Here is a 21,453-nt window from a genome sequence, read left to right as displayed (position 1 = left end):
GAGGTGCCATGACCGAGCACGCTGAGTACAGGGAGTCCCGGGAGGTCGGCGAGCAGGCACGCGAGAAGGAGTGGACGCACCCCAGCTTCGCCAGGCAGCTCTTCCTCGGCGACTACCGGCTGGATTTGGTGCACCCGGCCCCGACGCCGCCCGACGAGGCGGCCAAGCGGGGCGAGGACTTCGTCAGGGCGCTGCGCCGCTTCCTCGACGCGCACGTCGACCCGGTGCTCATCGAGCGCACCGCGCAGGTGCCCGACGACGTGGTCAAGGGCCTCGCGCGGCTCGGCGCGTTCGGCATGACGATCAAGGAGGAGTACGGCGGGCTCGGCCTGCCGTACCTGTACTACTGCCGCGCCCTCATGCTCGTCGGCTCCTACTGCCCCGCGCTGGCCACGCTGCTGTCGGCGCACCAGTCGATCGGCGTGCCGCAGCCGCTCAAGCTGTTCGGCACCGAGGAGCAGAAGCGCGAGTTCCTGCCGAGGTGCGCGGCCGGCGAGATCTCCGCGTTCCTGCTGACCGAGCCCGACGTCGGCTCCGACCCGGCCCGGCTGGCCACCACCGCCGTCCGCGACGGCGACGAGTACGTGCTCGACGGCGTCAAGCTGTGGACGACCAACGGCGTCATCGCCGACCTGCTGGTGGTCATGGCCAGGACCGGCAAGAAGATCAGCGCGTTCGTCGTCGAGGCCGACACGCCTGGCATCACGGTCAAGCGACGCAACGAGTTCATGGGGCTGCGCGGCATCGAGAACGGCGTCACCGTCTTCTCCCAGGTCAGAGTGCCCGCCAGGAATCGCGTCGGCAAGGAGGGCGAAGGGCTCAAGATCGCGCTCACCACGCTCAACACCGGCCGCCTGTCCCTGCCGGCCACCTGCGCGGGCAATGCCAAGTGGGCCGTGAAGATCGCCCGGGAGTGGGGCACCGCGCGCGTGCAGTGGGGCCGCGAGGTCGGGCGGCACGAGGCCGTCGCCACCAAGGTCGCCTTCATCGCGGCCACCGCGTACGCGCTGGAGGCCGTCTGCGAGCTGACCGGCCGGCTGGCCGACGACCGGCGCAACGACATCAGGATCGAGGCGGCGCTGGCCAAGCTGTACGCCTCGGAGCTGTCGTACCGGGTGCTCGACGAGCTGGTCCAGATGCGCGGCGGGCGCGGCTACGAGACGGCCGCGTCGCTGGCCGCGCGGGGCGAGCGCGGCGTGCCCGCCGAGCAGATGCTGCGCGACTCCCGTATCAACCGCATCTTCGAGGGCTCGTCCGAGATCATGCGCCTGGCCATCACCCGCGAGGCCGTGGACGCGCACCTGACCGCCGCGGGCGAGCTGGTCAACCCGGACGCGAGCCGCCAGGAACGCGCCCAGGCGCTGCGCAGGGCCGGCCGCTTCTACGCCACCTGGCTGCCCACGCTGGTCGCGGGGACGGGCAACCTGCCCACCTCGTACGCCGCATTCGGCCCGCTCGCCGGCCACCTCCGCTTCGTGGAGCGGACCAGCAGGAAACTGGCCAGGTCCACCTTCTACGGCATGTCCCGCTGGCAGGGCGGCCTGGAGCACAAGCAGTCGTTCCTGGGCCGGATCGTCGACATCGGCGCCGAGCTGTACGCCATGACCGCCGCCTGCCTCAAGGCCGAGGAGGATTCACGCGACCTGGGGCGGCGGCCGTACGAGCTGGCCGACACCTTCTGCCAGCAGGCCAGGCGCCGGGTGGACGCGCTGTTCGCCAGGCTCTGGGACAACAGCGACACCCAGGACGTCCGCCTGGCCGGATACGTGCTCGACGGCCGCTACACGTTCCTGGAGGAGGGCATCCTCGACCCGTCGATCGAGGGCCCGTGGATCGGCGCGCCGGAGGGTGGGGAGAGCGTACGGCGGAAGATCCTCTGACATCCGGTCTAGACCGGTTGTGATCGCTCCTTTCGTGAGGTGTTGCGAAAACGAGACGGACCGGTATAGACCGGCCGCTTAGCTCAGGCTTACGCTGACGCAAACGCGGGCAAGCCGGAACTCGCGTGTCACATCCCCCTGGGCTGGGTCGGCCGAACTGGTACGGACCAGCTCGACCCGTCCGACGAGAAGGCGGTATCTCCAGTGAACATCAAGCTTGTGGGCGGCGCCGCTCTCGGCCTTGCCACGATGCTGGTCCTGTCCAGTTGCGGCGGCGGTGACGCAGGCGGCGGAGGCGGCGACACCCAGGCGAGCGACGGCCAGGTCACGCTGAAGATGGTCGCCGCCGACTACGGCGACGGCCCCGGCAAGCCGAACTCGGGTGAGAACTTCTGGAAGGGCGTCGTGGACGAGTTCCAGGCGGCCAACCCCAACATCAAGGTCGACGTCCAGGTCATCAACTGGAACGACATCGACAAGCAGGTCGCCACCATGGTCCAGAACGGCCAGGTGCCCGACATCCTGCAGACCGGCGACTACTCGGGCTTCGTCAAGGACGGCCTGCTCTACAAGGTGGACGAGATCCTGTCGCCGAACGTCTCCGGCGACATGCTGCAGAAGTTCGCCGACTTCGGCAAGGTCGACGGCACCGCGTACGGCATCCCGTTCGTCTCCTCGGCCCGCGCCCTGTTCTACAACAAGGACCTGTTCGAGAAGGCGGACATCGCCGAGCCGCCGAAGACCTGGGACGAGCTCAAGGCCGCCGCCGAGAAGCTCAAGGCGGCCGGCGTGACGCAGCCGTTCGGCCTGCCGCTCGGCCAGGAGGAGGCCCAGGCCGAGTCGTTCCTGTGGATGCTCGGCAACGGCGGCAGCTACAAGGACGCCTCCGGCAAGTGGGCGATCGACTCCCCGCAGAACGTCGAGACCTTCACCTACCTCAAAGGCCTGGTCGACGCCGGCCTGACCACCCCCAACCCCGGCACCAAGGACCGCAAGACGGTCTGGGAGGACTTCGGCGCCGGCAAGGTCGGCATGGTCAACGGCGGCCCCATGTCCATCCCGATCTTCGACGCGGCCGGGCTGAAGAACTACGGCGTCGTGCCCATCCCCGGCAAGACCGGCCCGCTCGACACCACGCTCGGCGTCATGGACTGGATCATGGCGTTCAACAAGAACGGCCACGCCGCCGAGATCAAGAAGTTCTTCGACTTCTTCTACACCGGCAACGCCGCCCAGAAGATCTCCGACACCTACAAGCTGCTGCCCGTCACCAACGGCGGCATCCAGAAGCTGTCGAGCGACGAGAAGCTCAAGCCGTTCCTCGACGCGCTGCCCAACGCCAGCTTCTACCCCTTCCAGGACCCCAAGTGGGCCGAGGTGAACCCCGCCATCAAGCAGACCATCGGCGGCGCCGTCAAGGACGACCCCGCCAAGGTCCTCGGCGAGCTCCAGAAGACCGCTGAAGCGGCGGCCGGCTGATCCAGCAGGACCCGGGTACGGCCGGCGCTCGCCGGCCGTACCGTCCTGGAAAGGTGTCTGATGAGAAGGTTGCGCGCCCTCGAACCCCTCGCCTGGGTCGGGCCCGCCATCGTGCTGATCGCCGTGGTCGTGCTCTGGCCCGTGATCGAGATGATCAGGTCGTCGTTCCTCGAGATCAGCCGCCTGGGCGTGGTGCGCGGCGGCAACGGGTTCGCGAACTACGACAAGCTCTTCGCCGAGAAGGACTTCGCGGACATCATGCTCCGCAGTGTGATCTGGGTGGTCGCGGTCGTCGCGCTCACCGTGCTGGTCTCGCTCGCCCTGGCCCAGCTGTTCAACCAGCGCTTCCCGCTGCGCAAGGTCGCCCGCTGGGCGCTCATCGCGCCGTGGGCCGCCTCGGTGCTGATGACCGCGATCATCTTCAAGTGGATGCTCGACCCCGAGGTCGGCGTCATCAACCAGATCCGGCTGAAACTCGGGTTGATCGACGCGATGGGCGGGGCCGCGGCCGACCAGCTCGGTGACGCCTCCACCGCCATGCCGTGGCTGATCTTCGTCGCGGTGTTCGTGTCGGTGCCGTTCACGATGTACGCGCTGCTCGCCGGGCTCGCGACGATCCCGGCCGACGTGTACGAGGCCGCCAAGATGGACGGAGCCGGACGGCTGCGGACGTACTGGTCGATCACGCTGCCGCTGCTGCGCCCCGCGCTCACCGTGGCCGCGCTGATCAACGTCATGAACGTCTTCAACAGCTTCCCGATCATCTGGGCCATGACCCACGGGCAGCCCGGCTACTCCACAGCCACCTCGACGATCTTCATGTACATCCTCAAGGGCTCCGACATCGGCGAGTCCGCCGCCATGTCCGTGGTCAACTTCGGCATGGTCATCGTGCTCACCGTGATCTTCCTGAAGGTGTCGCGGTGGAACAAGGAGGTGGCGTGATGGCCGTCAAGACCATGCCCGCGCCGGTCGAGCAGCGTCCCCAGGCCCGCACAGGCCGCGGCGCGAGCGCCATGCCGCGGCTCAAGACCGTCCTCATCGCCGCCACCGCGTACGTCGTCGCCTTCCTCTTCCTGTTCCCGTACGTGGTCATGCTGCTGACCTCGCTGCGCTCACAGGAGTCGCTGCGCGACGTGACGTTCTGGCCCGAGGAATGGGTGTGGAGCAACCTCGCCGACTTCTGGGGCAGCGGCCTGGCCGGCAACCTGTGGGTGACGATCAAGGTGGCGGCCGGCTCGACGCTGCTCGTGCTGCTGGTCGCGCTGCCCGCCGCGTACTACTCGGCCCGCCACCGCTTCCGCGGCCGGACCGCGTTCCTGATCCTCGTGCTGATCACCCAGATGTTCCAGCCCACCGCCATGGTGGTCGGCATCTACCGCGAGTTCTTCCAGTTCGGGCTGGTCGACTCGATCTGGGCGCTGATTCTCGTCAACGGCGGGTTCAACCTCGCCTTCGCGGTGTGGATCCTGAACGCGTACTTCTCCTCGATCCCGCGCGAGCTGGAGGAGGCCGCCTTCATCGACGGCAACGGCCGCTTCGGCGCGCTGTTCAGAATCACGCTGCCGCTGGCCATGCCCGGTGTCATCACCGCGCTGATCTTCACGTTCATCGCCGCGTGGAACGAATTCGTGGTCGCGCTCACCCTGACCACGACCCCCGAGAACCAGCCGCTTCCCGTGGCGCTCAACTCGTTCATCGGGCAGTACCAGGTGGACTGGCAGAACCTGTTCGCCGGCTCGGTGATCGCCACCATCCCGGTGATCATCCTGTTCGCCCTGATCGAGCGGAAGGTGGTCGGCGGCCTGACCGCCGGCTCCATCAAGTAAGCCCGTCAGGCCGCCCCAGGGCACCCCAGGGGGCGGCCTGACGTGTTTCAGCTCTTCGGTACGGGCACCCGCGCGACGCAGAACACCGTCTGGCCGAACGGCGGCCGGACGAACCGCTCGATCAGCCGCGTCAGCGGCACCACCGTGCGGTCGTAGATCTTCACCAGCCGCGGGTCGGGATAGCCGACGCCGCCCCGCCGCACCGCAGCCCACCAGGCGATGCCGCCCAGGAAGTTGATCGGCTTGAGCACCTCGACGTCGAGCCCCGCCCTCGCGACCGTGGCGCCGAGCGTCTTCGGGGTGTAGCGCTGCACGTGGCCGACCTTGCGGTCGAAGTCGCCGTAGAGCTGCGGGTAGCCGGGCACCCAGATGATGATGCGCCCGCCCGGCAGCGTGACGCGCGCCAGCGAGCGCAGCGCCTCGGCGTCCTCCTCGATGTGCTCCAGGACGTTCATCATGACGACCGTGTCGACCTTGTCCTCAAGCGGGATGTCGGTCGGCAGGCCGAACTGCAGGACGCTGATCTCGTCGCGGTCGACGAACCGCTTCTCCAGCTGCTCGACGCAGTAGGGGTCGAAGTCGCTGACCACGAGCCGGTCGAGGCGCGGCAGGAACTGCTCGGCGAAGTGCCCCAGGCCCGAGCCGATCTCCAGCATCGAACGCCCGACGTGCGGGGCGACCATGTCGAACTCGTACTGCCGGTAGTTCTTGGCCTCGTCCCCACCCAGGTGGTTCTCCAGGGCCTCGTCACCGGCCGCCGGTTGCACTACACGGTCATACCCAGAAGACATAATCCCGTTCCTTCGAGGGGCACATGGATTGCCAGAGTCTAATGCCCACGCCGGTCACCAGGATGACACGATCAGCGAAAGTCCCTTCCCAGACGGCTGATGATGCGGTGGAATCCGAGTCGGCATGGACGACGACGAGGCGATCGCCCGTTCGCTCAAGGGAGACCTGGCCGCCTATGAGGCGCTGGTCGCCCGCTACAGCACGCTCGCCCACCGCACCGCCGCCATGCTCGGCGCCGGCGACGAGGCCGAGGACGTCGTGCAGGAGGCGTTCGTCAAGGCGTTCCGCCACCTCGCCTCGTTCCGCCGCGACGCGCCGTTCAAGCCCTGGCTGCTGCGCATCGTCACCAACGAGACCCACAACCTGACCCGCTCGCGCGGCCGCAGGACCGACCTGGCGCTCCGGCTGTCCGCCACCGCCCCCACCCGCGCGCCCGACGACCCCGAAGGCGCCGCCGTCGCCACCGACCGCCGCTCCCGGCTGCTCGCCGCCGTCCGCGCCCTGCCAGAACGGGAACGTCAGGCCGTCGTCTGCCGGTACTTCTTACAGCTGAGCGAGGCCGAGACCGCGCAGGTGCTCGACTGGCCCGTCGGCACCGTCAAGTCCAGCACCCACCGGGGGCTGGCCCGGCTGAGGGAGGAGGTGGGCGATGAGCTCGCGTGAGCCTGACGAGGACTACGAGGACTACGAGGAGTACGAGGCGATCGAGGCTGAGCTGCGCGCGCTCGGCGACCTCCTCGACACCCCTGCCCCGCCTCCGGCCGACGTCGCCGCCGCCGTCCGCACCCGCCTCACGTCGACACCCGCGCCAGAGACACCTGCGCCAGAGACACCCGTAGGGGAGACACCCTCCGACGCGTCTGAGCCGGGCGGTACTCGGGAGGCGCGGGAAAGGCTCGACCAGCCGCATGTGCCGCAGCGGCGGCGCAGGCGGGTGGCGCGGTGGAAGGTCGTGACCGCCGTGGTCGTCGCCGTCGCCGCGCTCGTCGCGGCCACCCCGCAGGGCCGGGCCGCGGTGGTGCGGATCCTCAGGTTCGCCGGGATCGAGCTGCGCGTCGGCGACACCACGCCGCCGCCCGTCACCACGACGGCGCCCCTGCCGGGCGAGCGCACGGTCGCGCCCACCGAGGTGCCGCGCATGGCCAGGACCCCGGCCGCGCTCGGCCCTCCGCAGCGCACCACGGTCTCCGACGGCGGGCGGGTCGTGTCGATGTTCTGGCCGGACGGCATCAGACTCGACCAGTTCGACGGCACCCTGGACCCGTACCTGTTCAAGAAGCTCGGCCCGCCCTACCCCGACTTCACCGAGGTCGGCGGCCGTACGGCGTGGTGGATCAAGGGCGACCACCCGCTCGGCCACATCAGGCGCCAGGACGGCACCGAGGTGCCCCTGCGCCAGGCCGGGCCCACCCTGATCTGGCAGCACGGCACGCTCAACCTCAGGCTCGAAGGGCTGAAGAGCAAGGAGGAGGCGGTCAGGGTCGCCGAATCACTCGGGTGAGCCGGCCAGCCAGTCGTCCACGCCCTTGAGCAGCTCCTTGCGCACGGACTCGGGGGCGGATGAGGACCGTACGGACTGGCGGGCCAGCTCGGCCACCTCCGCGTCGGAGAACCCGTAGACCTCCCTGGCCAGCTCGTACTGGCGCAGCAGCCGCGTACCGAACAGCAGGGGGTCGTCGGCGCCCAGCGCGATCGGCACCCCCGCGTCGAACAACCGGCGCAGCGGCACGTCGGCCGGCTGCTCGGCGACCCCCAGGCCCACGTTCGAGGTGGGGCAGATCTCGCAGCAGATCTGCCGGTCGGCCAGCCGCTGCATCAGCCAGTCGTCCTCGGCCGCGCGCACGCCGTGGCCCACCCGGTCGGCGCCCAGGTCGTCCACGCACTGCGCGACGCTGCGCGGCCCCATCAGCTCGCCGCCGTGCGGCACCGACAGCAGCCCGCCCCGCTTGGCGATGCGGAACGCCCGCTCGAACTCCCGCGCCTGCCCGCGCCGCTCGTCGTTGGACAGGCCGAAGCCGACGACGTTCCTGTCCGCGTATTGGGTGGCCAGGCGGGCCAGCGTGTTGGCGTCGAGCGGGTGGCGGGTGCGGTTGGCCGCCACGACCACCGCCATGCCGATGCCGGCGTGCGCCGACGCCTGCTCCACCGCGTCCAGCATCAGCTCGAGCGTGGCCGTCAGGCCGCCGAAGCGCTGCGCGTAACCCGACGGGTCCACCTGGATCTCCAGCCACCGCGACCCGGCCGCCACCTCGTCCTCGGCGGTCTCGCGCAGCAGGCGGTAGACGTACTCGGGCTTGGTCAGCACGGACCTGGCGATGTCGTAGAGCCGCTGGAACCTGAACCAGCCCCGCTCGTCGGTGGCCCGCAGCTTGGGCGGCCAGTCCTGCTCCAGCGCGTCGGGCAGATGCAGCCCTTGCTCCCTGGCCAGCTCGATCAGCGTGGAATGTCGCATCGAACCGGTGAAATGCAGGTGAAGATGGGCCTTGGGAAGCGCGTGCAGAGGCCGTGGCATTGACATATCTTGCCACCGGTGCGGGTGTGGGGGAGGAAAGAGGCCCGGTCAGGGGTCCGATGGGGGGCGCGGTTGGGGACTCGATCGAAAGCCGGGGCGGAAGCGCGGCCGGGCGCTCGGCTGTGGGGGACTCGATCGGAAGCTCGGGTGGGAGCTCGGGTGGGAGCGCGGCCGGAAGCTCGGCCGGAAGCTCGGCTGCGGGCTCGGCTGCGGGCTCGGCCGGTGGATCGACGTGGTGCCGCCCTCGACGTCCGGGGGCTCGGCGCGCCCCCGTCGTGGCACGGCCTGGGGCCGGGCGGCCGCGGGACGCTCGCCGCGGTGTCCTTCACGGCGACCGCCCTGATCATCTACGCGATCTTCTCCTCGGGCTTCGGCCGCCTTCCGCGCGCCGCGATCCGCGCCGCCGAACCCCTGCCCGCCCCGGTGCCGGTGCCGGTAGTGCCGGTGCAGCCGCCCGCCGCGGGCTCGGTCTCGGTGCCGAGGCCGGCGGAGACGGTCGCGGTCGTCGCCGACGGGTTCTGGCTCACGTACCTGCCGGGCGGCCTCGTACGGACCGGTGGCGACGGCACCGGCGCGAGGTTCGCGTCCGCGGCGGGCGGATTCGTCGAAGCCCAGGTGACACGCGGTACGGTGGCAGCGGACCTGGCCCGCTTCCTGAGCCGGATCAAGGTGCGCGACGCCCGCGCCACCACCGTGCGCGGCAGGCCCGCCGTGGCAGGCAGGCATCCGGCGGGCGGCCGGCTGATCGCCTGGCTCGAACGCCCCGGCACGGGGATGTCGATCCGGGTCAGTGACGCGCTCGGCGGCGAGCTCCTCGCTCTTGCCGCCTCCGTCAGGGCTCCTGTAGGAGACTATGAGCCTTTTCCCCGGTAATCACTCACGTCAAGGGGGGTCGATGCGGCGGCCGGCGGCGGTGCTCCTCATGTTCGCGCTCACGGCGTGCGGCGGCGGCACGACGCACCCGGTGGCCACCCCGCCGGCCTCCCCGTCCGCCACCTCGCCCGCGCCCGAGCCGCTCGTCACCCACGCGGACGGCACCGTGCTCTCCTGCGACGGCCCCGGCGTGCGGCTGCCGTCCGCGCTGTCCGGGCTCAGCCCGGCGGGCTCGTTCAACCGTCTGGAGTCGCTGCGCCGCCCGCTTGAAGTGCGCGGCCGCATCTGGAGCGACAACGACGAACGCCTCTACGTCGGCGTGGTCTGCGGCCCGCGCACGGCCGAGCACTTCGTCACGCTCGTCGGCAAGGCCACGCTCACCCTGTACGGCGGCAAGCCCGCGCTGCGCTGGACCACGCGTACGGGCGTGCGCTGCTTCATGTGGCTGGAGCGGCCGGGCACCGCCGTCTACATCGGCGCCACGCCCGGCCTCAGCAGCGAGATCAAGCCGATCGCCGCCGACATCACGGCCGGCTGACCCGCGTGCGGCTCAGCGGGCCTCGGACAGCAGCTTGGCGAGCCGGCTGACGCCCTCGACGAGGTCGGAGTCGCCCAGCGCGTACGACAGCCGGAAGTAGCCCGGCGTGCCGAACGCCTCACCCGGCACCACCGCCACCTCGGCCTCCTCCAGGATCAGCTCGGCCAGTTCGCTCGACGACCGCGGCCGCCGCCCGCGCAGCTCCTTGCCGACCAGCTCCTTGACCGAGGGATATGCGTAGAACGCACCCTTAGGTTCCGGGCACAACACGCCCGGGATCTCGTTGAGCATCCTGACCATCGTCTGCCGCCGCCGGTCGAAGGCCGCGCGCATCTCCGCCACCGCCGACAGATCACCGGAAACCGCCGCGAGCGCCGCCATCTGCGCCACGTTGGAGACGTTCGAGGTCGCGTGGGACTGCAGGTTGGTGGCCGCCTTGACGACGTCGGACGGCCCGATCAGCCAGCCGACCCGCCAGCCCGTCATCGCGTACGTCTTGGCCACGCCGTTGAGGATCACGACCCGGTCGCCCAGCTCGGGTACGGCCGTGGCGATGCCGGTGAACTCGGCGTCGCCGTACACGAGGTGCTCGTAGATCTCGTCCGTGACCACCCACAGCCCGTGCTCGGCCGCCCACCGGCCGATCGCCACCGTCTGCTCGCGCGAGTAGACCGCGCCCGTCGGGTTGGACGGCGAGACGAACAGCAGCACCTTCGTCCGCTCGGTGCGCGCCGCCTCCAGCTGCTCCACGCTCGCGAGATAACCGGTCGACTCGTCGGTCACGACGTCGACCTGCACGCCGCCCGCCAGCTTGATCGCCTCGGGGTAGGTCGTCCAGTAAGGAGCGACGACCAGCACCTCGTCACCCGGGTCGAGCAGCGTCGCGAACGCCTCGTACACCGCCTGCTTGCCGCCGTTGGTCACCAGGACCTGCGCCGGCTCGACGGCGTAGCCGGAGTCGCGGCGGGTCTTCTCGGCGATCGCCTTCTTCAGCTCGGGCAGGCCGCCGGCCGGCGTGTACTTGTGGAAGCGCGGCTCGCGGGCCGCCCGCACGGCGGCCTCGACGATGTAATCGGGCGTCGGGAAGTCGGGCTCGCCCGCGCCGAAACCGATGACGGGACGCCCGGCCGCCTTCATCGCCTTCGCCTTGGCGTCTACGGCGAGCGTGGCGGACTCGGAAATCGCGGAAATTCTCGCGGAGATGCGGGGTCGCGTGGACATGCGTCCATGCTCCCACGCGGTGCCCACGCGGGCGTGACCTGGGCGATCAGGTTTTGGTTCGACGTGACGGGCAATGACCCGTATGCTTTCGCGTGGTCCTTCCGCCGCATGTCGGCGAGCGGTTCGGTCCAGGCAGTGAGTCGATCAGGGTAGTCTGGTCTACGACATAGGGCACTGGCGCAATTGGTAGCGCACCGGTCTCCAAAACCGGCGGTTGGGGGTTCGAGTCCCTCGTGCCCTGCGAGTGCGGTCCGCGCAATAATTGGCGTGTAAGCGCGCCGCAAAACTGCGTTGGATACGACTGATCAGGTGAGGACTGTGGCGATCGACACGCGCGGCGAGACCGCAGACAAGCCTAGTGGCGAGAAGAAGACACGCACTTCTCCTGCCCTCTTCTATCGGCAGGTCGTCAACGAGCTTCGTAAGGTCATCTGGCCGACACGCAAGGATCTCATCACCTATACCACGGTCGTTCTGATATTCGTTCTGATCATGGTCGCGATCGTGTACGGGCTCGACAGTGCCCTGGGATGGGCGGTCCTCCGCGTCTTCGGCGGATCCTGACCGAAGACTTCGAGGGGTGATCGCCTGACGGAGTCGCCATTCGATACCACGAAAGAGGAAGAGTCACCGTGTCCGAGTCTTCAGTTCCGGCGGACGAGTCCCGCGACGAGTGGGGCGACGAGCTGGAAGAGGCCACCGAGGAGTCCGCTGCGGCGGCTTCCGAGGAGGCCGAGGTCGAGGAGAGCGACGAGGCGGGCGAAGAAGAGGCCGCCGCCGTCGAGGACGGTTCGGTTCTTCCCGACGTCGACCCCGTCGAGGAGTTCAAGGACTCCCTGCGCGGCCTGCCCGGCGAGTGGTACGTCATCCACTCCTACGCCGGTTACGAGAACCGGGTGAAGTCCAACATCGAGAGCCGCAACGTGTCGCTCAACATGGAGGACTACATCTACCAGGTCGAGGTGCCCACGCACACCGTCCAGGAGTTCAAGAGCGGCAAGAAGGTCCCGGTCAAGGAGCGCGTGCTGCCCGGCTACGTCCTGGTGCGCATGGAGCTGACCGACGAGTCCTGGGCCGCCGTCCGCAACACCCCGGGCGTCACCGGCTTCGTCGGCCTGTCCAACAAGCCGAGCCCGCTCAGCCTCGACGAGGTCGCCAAGCTGCTGGCGCCCGAGCCGACCGAAGAGGCCAAGAAGGCCACCACCAAGGCCGCCGCGGGTCCCACGGTCGAGTTCGAGATCGGCGAGTCCGTCACCGTCATGGACGGCCCGTTCGCCACGCTGCCCGCCTCGGTGAGCGAGATCAGCCCCGAGTCGCAGAAGCTCAAGGTGCTCGTGTCGATCTTCGGCCGCGAGACTCCGGTGGAGCTCTCGTTCAACCAGGTCTCGAAGATCTGAGACGATCACATACACTTAGTCGTTCGGTCGGCCGCCTCTCGCGAAGGGCGGCCGCCGACATGTCAGGGGCGCAACCGCGGCTCTGACCGCATCGCAATCAGGACCCGGAGAAGGACACATGCCTCCGAAGAAGAAAATCGCCGCACTGGTGAAGGTCCAGCTCCCCGCTGGCCAGGCCACCCCGGCGCCGCCGGTGGGTACCGCCCTCGGTCCCCACGGCGTCAACATCATGGACTTCGTCAAGCAGTACAACGCTGCCACGGAGTCGCAGCGGGGCAACATCATCCCCGTTGAGATCACCATCTTCGAGGACCGCAGCTTCAGCTTCATCACGAAGACGCCGCCGGCCCCCGAGCTGATCAAGAAGGCGCTCGGCCTCGACAAGGGCAGCGCCGTCCCGCACCGCGACAAGGTGGGCAAGCTCAGCCGCGAGCAGCTGCGCAGCATCGCCGAGACGAAGATGCCCGACCTCAACGCCAACGACATCGAGGCGGCCGAGAAGATCATCGCCGGCACCGCCCGGTCGATGGGCATCACGATCGCCGAGTAAGACCCTTCCCGCAAGAAGTCGTGGGAGGGCCGTCCTGACCGTCGGCCCGCACACCACTAGGAGTACAGAATGCAGCGCAGCAAGGCGCACAAGGACGCGGCAGCCAGAATCGACCGCGACAAGCTCTACACGCCCGTCGAGGCCGCGAAGCTGGCCAAGGAGACGTCGACCACCAAGTTCGACGCCACCGTCGAGGTCGCTCTCCGGCTGGGCGTCGACCCTCGCAAGGCCGACCAGATCGTGCGCGGCACGGTCAACCTCCCGCACGGCACCGGTAAGACCGCCCGGGTCCTGGTCTTCGCGACCGGTGACCGTGCCGAGGCGGCCCGCGAGGCGGGTGCCGACATCGTCGGCGCCGACGAACTGATCGACGAGATCTCCAAGGGCAACCGGCTCAACGAGTTCGACGCCGTGGTCGCCACGCCCGACCTCATGGGCAAGGTCGGCCGTCTCGGCCGCGTCCTCGGCCCGCGCGGTCTCATGCCCAACCCCAAGACCGGCACCGTGACGCCCGACGTCGCCAAGGCCGTGACGGAGATCAAGGGCGGCAAGATCGAGTTCCGCACCGACCGGCAGGCCAACCTGCACTTCATCATCGGCAAGACGTCGTTCGGCGAGCGCCAGCTCATCGAGAACTACGCCGCCGCTCTCGACGAGGTGCTGCGTCTCAAGCCGTCGGCGGCCAAGGGCCGTTACCTGAAGAAGGTCACCTTCTCCACCACGATGGGCCCGGGCGTCCCGGTCGACCCCAACCTCACCCGCGGCCTCACGGCCGACCTGGAGAGCTGACCCTCAGCGCTTCACAACGGCGCCCCCACCCGAACTCGTCTCGGGTGGGGGCGCCGTCATTTCCACACGGGGCCTCTGACACGAGAACGCTGCGGTTCCCACGCCGAGCCGCCGACACGGAGCCGCCGTGGTTCTCGCGCCAGCGCCTCTAGCTCGGGGACACCGCGGTCCCACGCCAGAGCCGTTGACACGGAGCCGCCGTGGTTCTCGCGCCAGCGCCTCTAGCTCGGGGACACCGCGGTCCCACGCCAGAGCCGTTGACACGGGGACGCTGTGGCTCCGCCCCCGCCTTTCCTGCGCAGGGGCGTTGCGGTGCCCCGGCTGGGCCGGCCGATGGTGTTCGCGCTCGTCCTCTCGCGCAGCTGGTGTGCCCGCCCTCAGCCCTCGGAGCCGTCCTCGGTGGGAGGAGGGGCGTTGGGTCGGGCTCGTTGCCCGGACACTCCTCAGCCGTGGTGAGAGGCGCGCTGGCGGTGTCGCCGGCGGTCTCCACCCTCCCGCTTCCCCCGCATCGCTCGGCGGGCGTCAGCGGCGTGCTTGGGGTGTCTCTGCGGGGGAAGGGAGCCAGATGAGCTGGGGGTTTTTATGGTGTGTGGGAAGTGTGCAGGGCGTGTGAGGGATAACCCTGGGTTTTCCCCTATTTGTCGGGGGAAGCCGCCACAGCAGGAAAAGTAAACGTAGGGTCAAGGACATGCTGATGCGCACGATAAGTATGACCGCGGCCGGAGCCGCACTAGTCGTGGCCGCGGTCGCCGGTTGTGGATCGAACGCCCAGCCCATCCAGGTCAACCTGGCCGCGTCCGAGGTGCTCACCCAGGCCGCGCAGAAGACCGCAGAGGTCACGAGCTACACGGTCGACGCCGTGGTGAACCTGACGCACCCCCAGCAGGGCAGCGGCAAGGTGCAGGGCCGCATGCTCTACCAGAGCAAGCCGCAGCTCGCGGCGGACCTCACCCTCGACACGGTGGACATGGGGCAGCGCAGCGTGCCCGGCGGTGTCCGCGCCGTGCTGCAGGGCGACACCGTCTACGTCAAGGTCGAGGCGCTCAAGGAGCTCCTGGGCGCGACCAAGCCGTGGATCAAGGTTCCGCTCAAGGACGCCGACGGCGGCTCTGGCGAGGTGAACGAGGTGCTCACCCAGGTCCAGCAGTTCGACCTCGGCAACATGACCAAGCTGATCACGGCCTCGCAGGACGTCAAGGCCGCCGGCAACGAGACCGTCAACGGCGAGGACACCACCCACTACAGCGGCACCTTCCCGGTGGAGGCCGCCGTGCAGCAGCTGCCGGCCGACAAGCAGGAGCAGGCCCGTGACGGCCTGGCCGAGCTGAAGGACATCAAGTTCGACATGTGGGTGGCGGCCGACGGCCTGCCCCGCAAGATCGCCCTGAACGGCTCCAAGGACGGCGCCACGCTCGACGCCACCCTGTTCTTCAAGGGCTTCAACGAGCCGGTCAGCATCCAGGCCCCGCCCGCCGACCAGGTCGGCGAGCTGCCGAAGAACACCACCAACTGAGAACGATTTGGAAACTCGGCGGCCAGCACGTACGCTGGTCGTTGCCGAAGACCGCCGGTCGTCGTCAGGTGCTCTAAATCTGGCGACCGAAGGATCCACGTCATGTGGACGGCCCGCGCAGGTGTGGTGCGAGTTTCCCACATGGTCATTCCGTGTGCGTGAGCCCCGTGCGCCCTGCGCCCGGGGCTGTTCTCATGTCGGGGGCCTTCGCCGGTGGCACATCTGGAAGGAGGCCCATGGCGAGGGCGGATAAGGCGACAGCGGTTGCCGAGCTCAAGAGCGAGTTCGAAGGCAGCGCCGCCGCCGTTCTGACCGAGTACCGCGGTCTCACCGTCGCTCAGCTCAAGGAGCTGCGCACTGCTCTCGGTGAGAATGCGAAGTTCGCCGTGGCGAAGAACACCCTGACCAAGATCGCGGCCAACGAGGCCGGCGTCGCGGGCCTCGACAGCCTGCTCACCGGTCCGACCGCGATCGCGTTCGTCAACGGCGACGTTGTCGAGGCGGCCAAGGGTCTGCGTGACTTCGCCAAGGCCAATCCCCTCCTGGTGATCAAGGGTGGCGTCCTCGAGGGCAAGGCGCTCGACGCCGCCGAGATCACCAAGCTTGCCGACCTCGAGTCCCGCGAGGTTCTCCTCGCGAAGCTGGCCGGTGCCATGAAGGCCAAGCAGAGCGCCGCGGCCGCGATGTTCGCCGCTCTGCCCACGCAGATGGCTCAGCTGGCCGAGGCCCTGCGCGCCAAGCGCGACGAGGCGGGCGAGTAGCACGGGGGTTGCCGCAGCACACCGCGGTCCCGTTCCCAGTTTTCTAGCAAGTCCTAACGTAAGGAAACCATCATGGCGAAGCTCAGCACCGACGAGCTGCTCGACGCTTTCAAGGAGATGACCCTCCTCGAGCTGTCCGAGTTCGTGAAGGTCTTCGAGGAGACCTTCGACGTCAAGGCCGCCGCCCCGGTCGCGGTCACCGCCGCTCCGGCTGCCGGCGCTGCCGGCGGCGAGGCCCCCGCGGCCGAGGAGCAGGACGAGTTCGACGTCATCCTCGAGGCTGCCGGCGACAAGAAGATCCAGGTCATCAAGGAGATCCGCGCCCTGACGTCCCTGGGCCTCAAGGAGGCCAAGGACCTGGTCGACGGCGCTCCGAAGCCGGTCTTCGACGGCAAGGTCAACAAGGAGCAGGCGGAGAAGGCCAAGGCTGCCCTCGAGGGCGCCGGCGCCACCGTGACCGTGAAGTAACTTCCCCTTCGCTTCACGCACAGCTCAACGAGAAGAGGCGGACACACCCTGGTGCCGGGTGTGCCGCCTCTTTTCGCGTTTCCTGAGCCGGTCAGGCCGCGTCGCGGATCCTGGCGATGGCGCTGGTGTCCATGTAGTCCCTGGTGTGGACGATGCCGCCGTCCCTGACACGCAGCACGAGGAGGCCGGGGACGGTCAGGTGGCGGCCGGCGACCGTGCCGTGGACGGTCTGCTCCACGACGACCACCTCCGGGTCCTCGGTGCGGTGCACGGCGACCCGGCGTACCTCGTCGATCTCGAACGGTGTGGCGTCCCACATCGCGTGGTAGCCCCGGCGGACCTCCTCCCTGCCCTGGAACGGCGGCGCCGCGCCGAAGGGGAACTCGTGCAGGCCGTCCTCGGCGTACAGGTCGGCCAGCTCGTCGGGGGACTTGTGCAGCATGGCCGCGTGGTAGGCGGTGACGATCTCTTCGACGGACATGGGACGATCACCTATTCGCTCAACGGTCGTTGACTCAACGAGCGTAGAGCGAAAGTTGAGGTTCGGTCAACGCATGTAGAGTCGGGGCGTGGCTGAGGAGACGGCGCTTCCGCGCGCCGAGCGGCGGCGCAGGACGGAGGCGCGGATTCTCGACGCCGCGCGGTCCCTTTTCGCCGACATGGGGTACGAACGCGCCACCATCAGGGCCGTGGCCAAGTCGGCGGGAGTGGATCCCGCGCTGGTGATGCAGTACTTCGGCAGCAAGCAGGAGCTGTTCCAGCGGGCCGTTGAGGTGACGCCGGCCCCAGGCGGCGGGTCCGGTGGGGGGCAGGTGCGAGGGCCGGATCCTGGCGGTGCTCAGGCGGCCGTCGAGGAGGCCGTGGAGGAGGCCGTGGAGGGGCTGCTGGAGACGTTGCCCATGAAGCTGGGCGAGCTGTCGCAGAGCCGGCTGGCGATGCTGCGTTCGATGCTCACCCACCCCGAGGCCGCGGTCTCGGCGCGCCGGGCGCTGGGGGAGCAGATCGACCGGGTCGCGGAGACCCTGCCGGGCGAGGACGCGCGGCTGCGTGCGGCGCTGATGACGCTGGTCCTGCTGGGTGTCACGGTCGGCCACCAGCTCCTGGAGCTGGACGAGCTGCGCGACGTGCCCGAGGACGAGATCGCCCGGCTGCTGCGCCCGAGCCTGCGCGCGCTCACCGGGCAGGACCCGCGATAACCGCCCGGTAACAAGCTGCTGGAACAGGTTCTCGTCAGGCGGCCCGCCGTTACCGTGAAGGCGGTGGCGCGGGTGCGTCACGTCCCGAGCACATCCTGCGACCGGAAGGTGACCAGGTGGGCGTCGAAGTCGTGGTGGACGGGCTGACGAAGTCGTTCGGACGGCAGGTCATCTGGGAGGACGTCTCGCTCACGCTGCCCGCGGGCGAGATCTCTGTCCTGCTCGGCCCCTCGGGCACCGGCAAGTCGGTCTTCCTCAAGACGCTGGTCGGCCTGCTGCGCCCCGACCGCGGCCACATCTGGATCGACGGCCACGACCTGGCCACCTATAAGGAGAACACGCTCTACGAGCTGCGCCGGCTCTTCGGCGTGCTCTTCCAGGACGGCGCCCTGTTCGGCTCGCTCAACCTCTACGACAACATCGCCTTCCCGCTGCGCGAGCACACGCGGAAGAGCGAGACGCAGATCCGCCAGATCGTCATGGAGAAGATCGACCTCGTCGGCCTGCTGGGCGCCGAGTCGAAGCTGCCGGGGGAGATCTCCGGCGGCATGCGCAAGCGGGCGGGCCTGGCCAGGGCGCTGGTGCTGGAGCCGGAGATCATCCTGTTCGACGAGCCGGACTCGGGGCTCGACCCCGTCCGTACGGCGTTCCTCAACCAGCTCATCGTGGACATCAATGCCGACATCGAGGCGACGTTCCTGATCGTCACGCACGACATCAACACCGCCCGTACGGTGCCCGACGACATCGGGCTGCTGTTCCGGCGGGAGCTGGTGATGTTCGGGCCGCGGGAGATGCTGCTGTCCAGCGACGAGCCTGTGGTGCGGCAGTTCATGAACGCCAGGAGGCACGGGCCCATCGGGATGTCCGAGGAGAAGGACGTCTCGGAGCTGGAGGCCGAGGCGCGGATGGGGCACGATCCCGGTGTCCTGCCACCGATCCCGCCGCAGCTCATGCCGTCCGGCGGGGGCATCCGCCGTACGCAGCGGCCGCCCGGCGAGTGGCTGGCGGCCAACGGGGTGACCCCGCCCGAGGGGTCGTTCGTGGACGAGCAGGGCCGCGACTGGCTGCGGGAGTACCCCCGCCTGCTTAAGGCACACCTCCACGGCGTCACCTGACCCGCCGGCGCACCTTCGCGGCATCACCTGCCCCGAGCGCACCGAGCGGCGCCGGCGACCCTGCACGGCGTCACCTGGCCCCCAGGTTCCCCCGCGGTCCTCGCAACCCTCCAGGCCCTCAATGCGCTTCCAGGGCGCTCTCAGGGCCCTCTGGAGGCATTTGCGGGGCTTAGGCATGAATGGTGGGGCAAGTGCGCTCTGTGCCCGTTTCCTGCCCGAGAGCGGGCCTCCCTGCCGTCCCAGACCGCCTCTGTCGATTAGGGGGCTTAGGCGGCGGGTGTCGCGTTATGATCCGGCAGCGGCCGGCCGGGAGGGGAGTGAGCACAGGTGGCAGGACTCGGTGCTCGGCCCGCCCGCATCCTCATAGCGGCGCTCAGCGGGGTCCTGGCGGTCCTGGTGGGCACGGGCGTGTGGATCGCCGCCCAGGCGCGTGACGAGCAGGGCAGGTCGGGCGACAGGCAGGCGGCGCTGGCGGCGGCGGGCGAGCACGCGAAGAACCTGATGTCGCTCGACCACAAGAGCGTCGACGCCGACGTACGCCGCATACTCGACACCTCGACGGGGGCGGCGAAGAAGGAGTACGAGGCCAACCTCGGCAAGCTCAGGAACACCACGCTCGAGAACAAGGTCGTCCAGCACGGCGTGCTCCGTGCGACCGGCCTGGTCTCGATGACCGCCACCACGGCGCGGGTGCTGGTCGTCGCGGATGTGGAGATCCGCTGGGAGGGGTCGCGCAGCGCGCCTCAGGAGCGCTATTACCGCTGGCAGATGGACCTGACCAAGAGCGGCGGGCAGTGGCTGGTGTCGAAGGTGGTGCAGGTGCCGTGAGGATCTTCGCGATCGTGCTGCTGAGCCTGCTCGTGACGGTGGGCGCGGTGCTCGTGCCGACCATGTGGTTCAACCTGCGCGACCTGCGCGAGACCGAGACGGCGGCCAGGGCGGCGGTGGCCGAGGCCAAGAGGCTCGCGCCCGATCTGCTCTCGTACGACTACCGCACGATCGAGGAGGACCTGGCGCGGGCCGGCACGTTCACGACGGGCGAGCTTACCGAGCACTACAAGGAGCTGACCAGGACTCTCGTGTCGCGGGCGAAGGAGCAGAAGATCGTCCAGAGCGTGGCCGTGGCGGCGGCCGGGATCGAGCGCGCCAAGCCCGACAGGGTAGAGGTTCTGCTCTTCGTGAACACTGGTACGGTCAAGGAGATCCCCGGTAAAGAAGGACTCCAGCAAGAGTTCACCCAGAACCGGGCAAGGTTCGTCATGGTCCGGCAAGATTCGCGCTGGCTGGTGGCGGGCCTGTCCACGCTGCTGGGCACCGCGTGAGGCCCTGGAGATCACGGGCGCGCCGCTACCGTCAATTGTTACCAAAATTCAGGTTTGGTGCAGCCTATGCCAGGGGTACCTAGGTCATCGCAACACCGGTTGTCGGCATGGGTTGGCACCCCGGTGTGACGGAGCGTTAACCGCCCCCGTTCGCGGGTATCGTCTTGGGCCTGGCGGTAGGCGATCAGTCACACAGGGGAGAAAACCCAGCGTCCGGGCCCTGAGTCGGCTAAAAGTCGGGCTTGTGGGCTTGACGTATCCGCCTGAACGGGCGATGCTGCGACCAACGTGGAGCATGCAGCGAGGGCGAAGTGGACAGGCGTGTGCCGTTCGGCTACACTGCCCCTTTGCGCTGCCCTTTGACGACCCGCGATGCTTGCTCACGTTGCGAGGTTGTCTGGCGTGCGTGTAGTCAGTCCGCCGCGAGCCCTCGGAAGGACATCTGTTGGCAGCCTCGCGCAACGCCTCCGCCGTACCCGCTGGTCCCCGTCGCGTCTCTTTTGCGCGCATCCAGGAGCCTCTCGAAGTTCCTGACCTTCTCGCTCTGCAGACCGAGTCTTTCGACTGGCTGCTCGGAAACGAGAAGTGGAAGGCCCGGGTAGAGGCGGCTCGCCAGGCCGGGCGCAGGGACGTCCCGACCCAGTCGGGTCTCGAAGAGATCTTCGAAGAGATCAGTCCTATCGAGGACTTCTCGGGGACCATGTCCTTGTCGTTCCGGGATCACCGGTTCGAGCCGCCGAAGTACTCCGTAGATGAGTGCAAAGAGAAGGACATGACCTTCTCCGCCCCGATGTTCGTGACGGCGGAGTTCATCAATAACACCACCGGTGAGATCAAGAGCCAGACGGTGTTCATGGGCGACTTCCCGCTCATGACGCCCAAGGGCACTTTCATCATCAACGGCACCGAACGAGTCGTGGTCTCGCAGCTGGTCCGCTCGCCCGGCGTCTACTTCGAACGCAGTGTCGACAAGACATCCGACAAGGATCTCTACGGCTGCAAGGTCATCCCGTCGCGGGGTGCCTGGCTCGAGTTCGAGATCGACAAGCGCGACAGCGTCGGTGTGCGCATCGACCGTAAGCGCAAGCAGGCCGTCACCGTGCTTCTCAAGGCACTGGGATGGACCAACGACCAGATTCTCGAGCGCTTCGGCCAGTACGAGTCGATGCGGGCCACCCTGGAGAAGGACCACACGGCCGGCCAGGACGACGCCCT

The 21,453-nt window shown here is 68.8% G+C and carries 23 protein-coding genes, 1 tRNA gene and 1 pseudogene; 21 read left to right on the top strand and 4 right to left on the bottom strand.

Going from position 1 to position 21,453, the window contains the following annotated elements:
* The first annotated feature begins 8 nt into the window (after window positions 1-8).
* From ACFFR3_RS22685 to ACFFR3_RS22670, 4 genes are all read left to right on the top strand, one after another.
* Window positions 9-1,880, top strand: a complete 1,872-nt coding sequence (locus tag ACFFR3_RS22685) for an acyl-CoA dehydrogenase family protein (RefSeq protein WP_345395569.1) — start codon at window positions 9-11, stop codon at window positions 1,878-1,880.
* Window positions 1,881-2,084: 204 nt separating this feature from the next.
* Complete coding sequence (locus ACFFR3_RS22680; RefSeq protein WP_345395572.1) at window positions 2,085-3,359, top strand: extracellular solute-binding protein; 1,275 nt, start codon at window positions 2,085-2,087, stop codon at window positions 3,357-3,359.
* A gap of 60 nt (window positions 3,360-3,419) precedes the next feature.
* Window positions 3,420-4,304, top strand: coding sequence for a carbohydrate ABC transporter permease (locus ACFFR3_RS22675; RefSeq protein WP_345395575.1), 885 nt, complete (start codon window positions 3,420-3,422; stop codon window positions 4,302-4,304).
* Entirely contained in the window at window positions 4,304-5,188 is an 885-nt protein-coding gene (locus ACFFR3_RS22670) for a carbohydrate ABC transporter permease (RefSeq protein ID WP_345395579.1), read from the top strand. Before ACFFR3_RS22675 ends, ACFFR3_RS22670 begins: the two co-directional genes overlap by 1 nt.
* A 47-nt stretch (window positions 5,189-5,235) precedes the next feature.
* Here the strand turns inward: ACFFR3_RS22670 and ACFFR3_RS22665 are convergent, their stop codons facing one another.
* Window positions 5,236-5,979: a class I SAM-dependent methyltransferase gene (locus tag ACFFR3_RS22665; protein WP_364378221.1), complete on the bottom strand. Its 744-nt coding sequence runs from the start codon at window positions 5,977-5,979 to the stop codon at window positions 5,236-5,238.
* A 124-nt stretch (window positions 5,980-6,103) separates the two neighbouring features.
* Here ACFFR3_RS22665 and ACFFR3_RS22660 point away from each other — a divergent pair, with 124 nt between their 5' ends.
* Window positions 6,104-6,643 carry an RNA polymerase sigma factor gene (locus ACFFR3_RS22660; RefSeq protein WP_364378223.1) on the top strand — a complete coding sequence of 180 codons (540 nt, stop codon included), beginning with the start codon at window positions 6,104-6,106 and terminating at the stop codon, window positions 6,641-6,643.
* On the top strand, window positions 6,630-7,481 hold the full coding sequence (locus ACFFR3_RS22655; RefSeq protein ID WP_379483794.1) for a hypothetical protein: 852 nt from the start codon (window positions 6,630-6,632) through the stop codon (window positions 7,479-7,481). The genes ACFFR3_RS22660 and ACFFR3_RS22655 overlap by 14 nt, the downstream gene beginning before the upstream one ends.
* On the opposite strand, the gene ACFFR3_RS22650 is transcribed toward ACFFR3_RS22655, so the two are convergent.
* On the bottom strand, window positions 7,470-8,492 hold the full coding sequence (locus ACFFR3_RS22650; protein ID WP_364378227.1) for an adenosine deaminase: 1,023 nt from the start codon (window positions 8,490-8,492) through the stop codon (window positions 7,470-7,472). The two genes, ACFFR3_RS22655 and ACFFR3_RS22650, sit on opposite strands and share 12 nt — an antisense overlap.
* Window positions 8,493-8,714: 222 nt before the next feature.
* Between ACFFR3_RS22650 and ACFFR3_RS22645 the strand changes: the two genes are divergently transcribed.
* Together ACFFR3_RS22645 and ACFFR3_RS22640 are read left to right on the top strand one after the other, a co-directional pair.
* The gene (locus ACFFR3_RS22645) at window positions 8,715-9,365 is read left to right on the top strand and encodes a hypothetical protein (protein WP_364378229.1); all 651 of its coding nucleotides are present in this window, start codon (window positions 8,715-8,717) and stop codon (window positions 9,363-9,365) included.
* 22 nt (window positions 9,366-9,387) lie between these two features.
* Window positions 9,388-9,903, top strand: a complete 516-nt coding sequence (locus ACFFR3_RS22640) for a hypothetical protein (protein ID WP_345395591.1) — start codon at window positions 9,388-9,390, stop codon at window positions 9,901-9,903.
* A 12-nt stretch (window positions 9,904-9,915) separates the two neighbouring features.
* Here ACFFR3_RS22640 and ACFFR3_RS22635 read toward each other — a convergent pair whose 3' ends face one another.
* On the bottom strand, window positions 9,916-11,124 hold the full coding sequence (locus ACFFR3_RS22635) for a pyridoxal phosphate-dependent aminotransferase (RefSeq protein WP_345395594.1): 1,209 nt from the start codon (window positions 11,122-11,124) through the stop codon (window positions 9,916-9,918).
* 168 nt (window positions 11,125-11,292) lie between these two features.
* Here ACFFR3_RS22635 and ACFFR3_RS22630 point away from each other — a divergent pair.
* The 8 genes from ACFFR3_RS22630 (at window position 11,293) to rplL (ending at window position 16,602) form a co-directional block, all read left to right on the top strand.
* Window positions 11,293-11,365, top strand: a tRNA-Trp gene (locus ACFFR3_RS22630).
* A gap of 77 nt (window positions 11,366-11,442) precedes the next feature.
* The gene (gene secE / locus ACFFR3_RS22625; protein ID WP_187415017.1) at window positions 11,443-11,688 is read left to right on the top strand and encodes a preprotein translocase subunit SecE; all 246 of its coding nucleotides are present in this window, start codon (window positions 11,443-11,445) and stop codon (window positions 11,686-11,688) included.
* Between the two features lie 68 nt (window positions 11,689-11,756).
* Entirely contained in the window at window positions 11,757-12,521 is a 765-nt protein-coding gene (gene nusG, locus ACFFR3_RS22620) for a transcription termination/antitermination protein NusG (protein WP_345395598.1), read from the top strand.
* Between the two features lie 118 nt (window positions 12,522-12,639).
* Window positions 12,640-13,071: a 50S ribosomal protein L11 gene (rplK, locus tag ACFFR3_RS22615; RefSeq protein WP_355429713.1), complete on the top strand. Its 432-nt coding sequence runs from the start codon at window positions 12,640-12,642 to the stop codon at window positions 13,069-13,071.
* Between the two features lie 69 nt (window positions 13,072-13,140).
* Window positions 13,141-13,860: a 50S ribosomal protein L1 gene (gene rplA, locus ACFFR3_RS22610; protein ID WP_345395601.1), complete on the top strand. Its 720-nt coding sequence runs from the start codon at window positions 13,141-13,143 to the stop codon at window positions 13,858-13,860.
* Window positions 13,861-14,554: 694 nt separating this feature from the next.
* Window positions 14,555-15,373 carry an SCO4651 family lipoprotein gene (locus tag ACFFR3_RS22605; RefSeq protein ID WP_345395604.1) on the top strand — a complete coding sequence of 273 codons (819 nt, stop codon included), beginning with the start codon at window positions 14,555-14,557 and terminating at the stop codon, window positions 15,371-15,373.
* A gap of 236 nt (window positions 15,374-15,609) precedes the next feature.
* Window positions 15,610-16,134 (top strand): 50S ribosomal protein L10, encoded by a 525-nt coding sequence (rplJ, locus tag ACFFR3_RS22600; protein WP_345395607.1) that lies wholly within the window; start codon window positions 15,610-15,612, stop codon window positions 16,132-16,134.
* Window positions 16,135-16,206: 72 nt separating this feature from the next.
* Window positions 16,207-16,602: a 50S ribosomal protein L7/L12 gene (gene rplL / locus ACFFR3_RS22595; RefSeq protein WP_345395610.1), complete on the top strand. Its 396-nt coding sequence runs from the start codon at window positions 16,207-16,209 to the stop codon at window positions 16,600-16,602.
* 91 nt (window positions 16,603-16,693) lie between these two features.
* Here rplL and ACFFR3_RS22590 read toward each other — a convergent pair whose 3' ends face one another.
* On the bottom strand, window positions 16,694-17,083 hold the full coding sequence (locus ACFFR3_RS22590) for a nuclear transport factor 2 family protein (RefSeq protein ID WP_345395613.1): 390 nt from the start codon (window positions 17,081-17,083) through the stop codon (window positions 16,694-16,696).
* An 88-nt stretch (window positions 17,084-17,171) separates the two neighbouring features.
* Between ACFFR3_RS22590 and ACFFR3_RS22585 the strand changes: the two genes are divergently transcribed.
* The 5 genes and pseudogenes from ACFFR3_RS22585 to ACFFR3_RS22565 all read left to right on the top strand — a co-directional run.
* The gene (locus ACFFR3_RS22585) at window positions 17,172-17,798 is read left to right on the top strand and encodes a TetR/AcrR family transcriptional regulator (RefSeq protein WP_364378238.1); all 627 of its coding nucleotides are present in this window, start codon (window positions 17,172-17,174) and stop codon (window positions 17,796-17,798) included.
* 116 nt (window positions 17,799-17,914) lie between these two features.
* Window positions 17,915-18,916, top strand: coding sequence for an ABC transporter ATP-binding protein (locus tag ACFFR3_RS22580; RefSeq protein ID WP_379483793.1), 1,002 nt, complete (start codon window positions 17,915-17,917; stop codon window positions 18,914-18,916).
* A 327-nt stretch (window positions 18,917-19,243) separates the two neighbouring features.
* A complete protein-coding gene (locus tag ACFFR3_RS22575) occupies window positions 19,244-19,744 on the top strand; it encodes an Rv1363c family protein (RefSeq protein WP_364378242.1) in 501 nt (166 codons plus the stop codon).
* The gene (locus ACFFR3_RS22570; protein WP_345395625.1) at window positions 19,741-20,238 is read left to right on the top strand and encodes an Rv1363c family protein; all 498 of its coding nucleotides are present in this window, start codon (window positions 19,741-19,743) and stop codon (window positions 20,236-20,238) included. Before ACFFR3_RS22575 ends, ACFFR3_RS22570 begins: the two co-directional genes overlap by 4 nt.
* A 445-nt stretch (window positions 20,239-20,683) precedes the next feature.
* Window positions 20,684-21,453 (top strand): annotated as a pseudogene (locus ACFFR3_RS22565) (DNA-directed RNA polymerase subunit beta); the annotation flags it as partial.

Source organism: Nonomuraea salmonea (assembly GCF_042428605.1).
GTDB lineage: Bacteria > Actinomycetota > Actinomycetes > Streptosporangiales > Streptosporangiaceae > Nonomuraea > Nonomuraea salmonea.
Note: the sequence above shows the minus strand (reverse complement) of the source record. Positions and strands in the feature narration are given on the sequence as shown.

Bases quoted from the DNA above. Each gene is read 5' to 3' on its own strand.
- rplL (WP_345395610.1), top strand. From the start codon at position 16,207: ATGGCGAAGCTCAGCACCGACGAGCTGCTCGACGCTTTCAAGGAGATG.
- ACFFR3_RS22675 (WP_345395575.1), top strand. From the start codon at position 3,420: ATGAGAAGGTTGCGCGCCCTCGAACCCCTCGCCTGGGTCGGGCCCGCC.
- rplA (WP_345395601.1), top strand. From the start codon at position 13,141: ATGCAGCGCAGCAAGGCGCACAAGGACGCGGCAGCCAGAATCGACCGC.
- ACFFR3_RS22685 (WP_345395569.1), top strand. From the start codon at position 9: ATGACCGAGCACGCTGAGTACAGGGAGTCCCGGGAGGTCGGCGAGCAG.
- ACFFR3_RS22670 (WP_345395579.1), top strand. From the start codon at position 4,304: ATGGCCGTCAAGACCATGCCCGCGCCGGTCGAGCAGCGTCCCCAGGCC.
- ACFFR3_RS22640 (WP_345395591.1), top strand. From the start codon at position 9,388: ATGCGGCGGCCGGCGGCGGTGCTCCTCATGTTCGCGCTCACGGCGTGC.
- ACFFR3_RS22605 (WP_345395604.1), top strand. From the start codon at position 14,555: ATGCGCACGATAAGTATGACCGCGGCCGGAGCCGCACTAGTCGTGGCC.
- ACFFR3_RS22665 (WP_364378221.1), bottom strand. From the start codon at position 5,979: ATGTCTTCTGGGTATGACCGTGTAGTGCAACCGGCGGCCGGTGACGAG.
- ACFFR3_RS22590 (WP_345395613.1), bottom strand. From the start codon at position 17,083: ATGTCCGTCGAAGAGATCGTCACCGCCTACCACGCGGCCATGCTGCAC.
- ACFFR3_RS22650 (WP_364378227.1), bottom strand. From the start codon at position 8,492: ATGCCACGGCCTCTGCACGCGCTTCCCAAGGCCCATCTTCACCTGCAT.
- ACFFR3_RS22660 (WP_364378223.1), top strand. From the start codon at position 6,104: ATGGACGACGACGAGGCGATCGCCCGTTCGCTCAAGGGAGACCTGGCC.
- ACFFR3_RS22635 (WP_345395594.1), bottom strand. From the start codon at position 11,124: ATGTCCACGCGACCCCGCATCTCCGCGAGAATTTCCGCGATTTCCGAG.
- rplJ (WP_345395607.1), top strand. From the start codon at position 15,610: ATGGCGAGGGCGGATAAGGCGACAGCGGTTGCCGAGCTCAAGAGCGAG.
- ACFFR3_RS22655 (WP_379483794.1), top strand. From the start codon at position 6,630: ATGAGCTCGCGTGAGCCTGACGAGGACTACGAGGACTACGAGGAGTAC.
- rplK (WP_355429713.1), top strand. From the start codon at position 12,640: ATGCCTCCGAAGAAGAAAATCGCCGCACTGGTGAAGGTCCAGCTCCCC.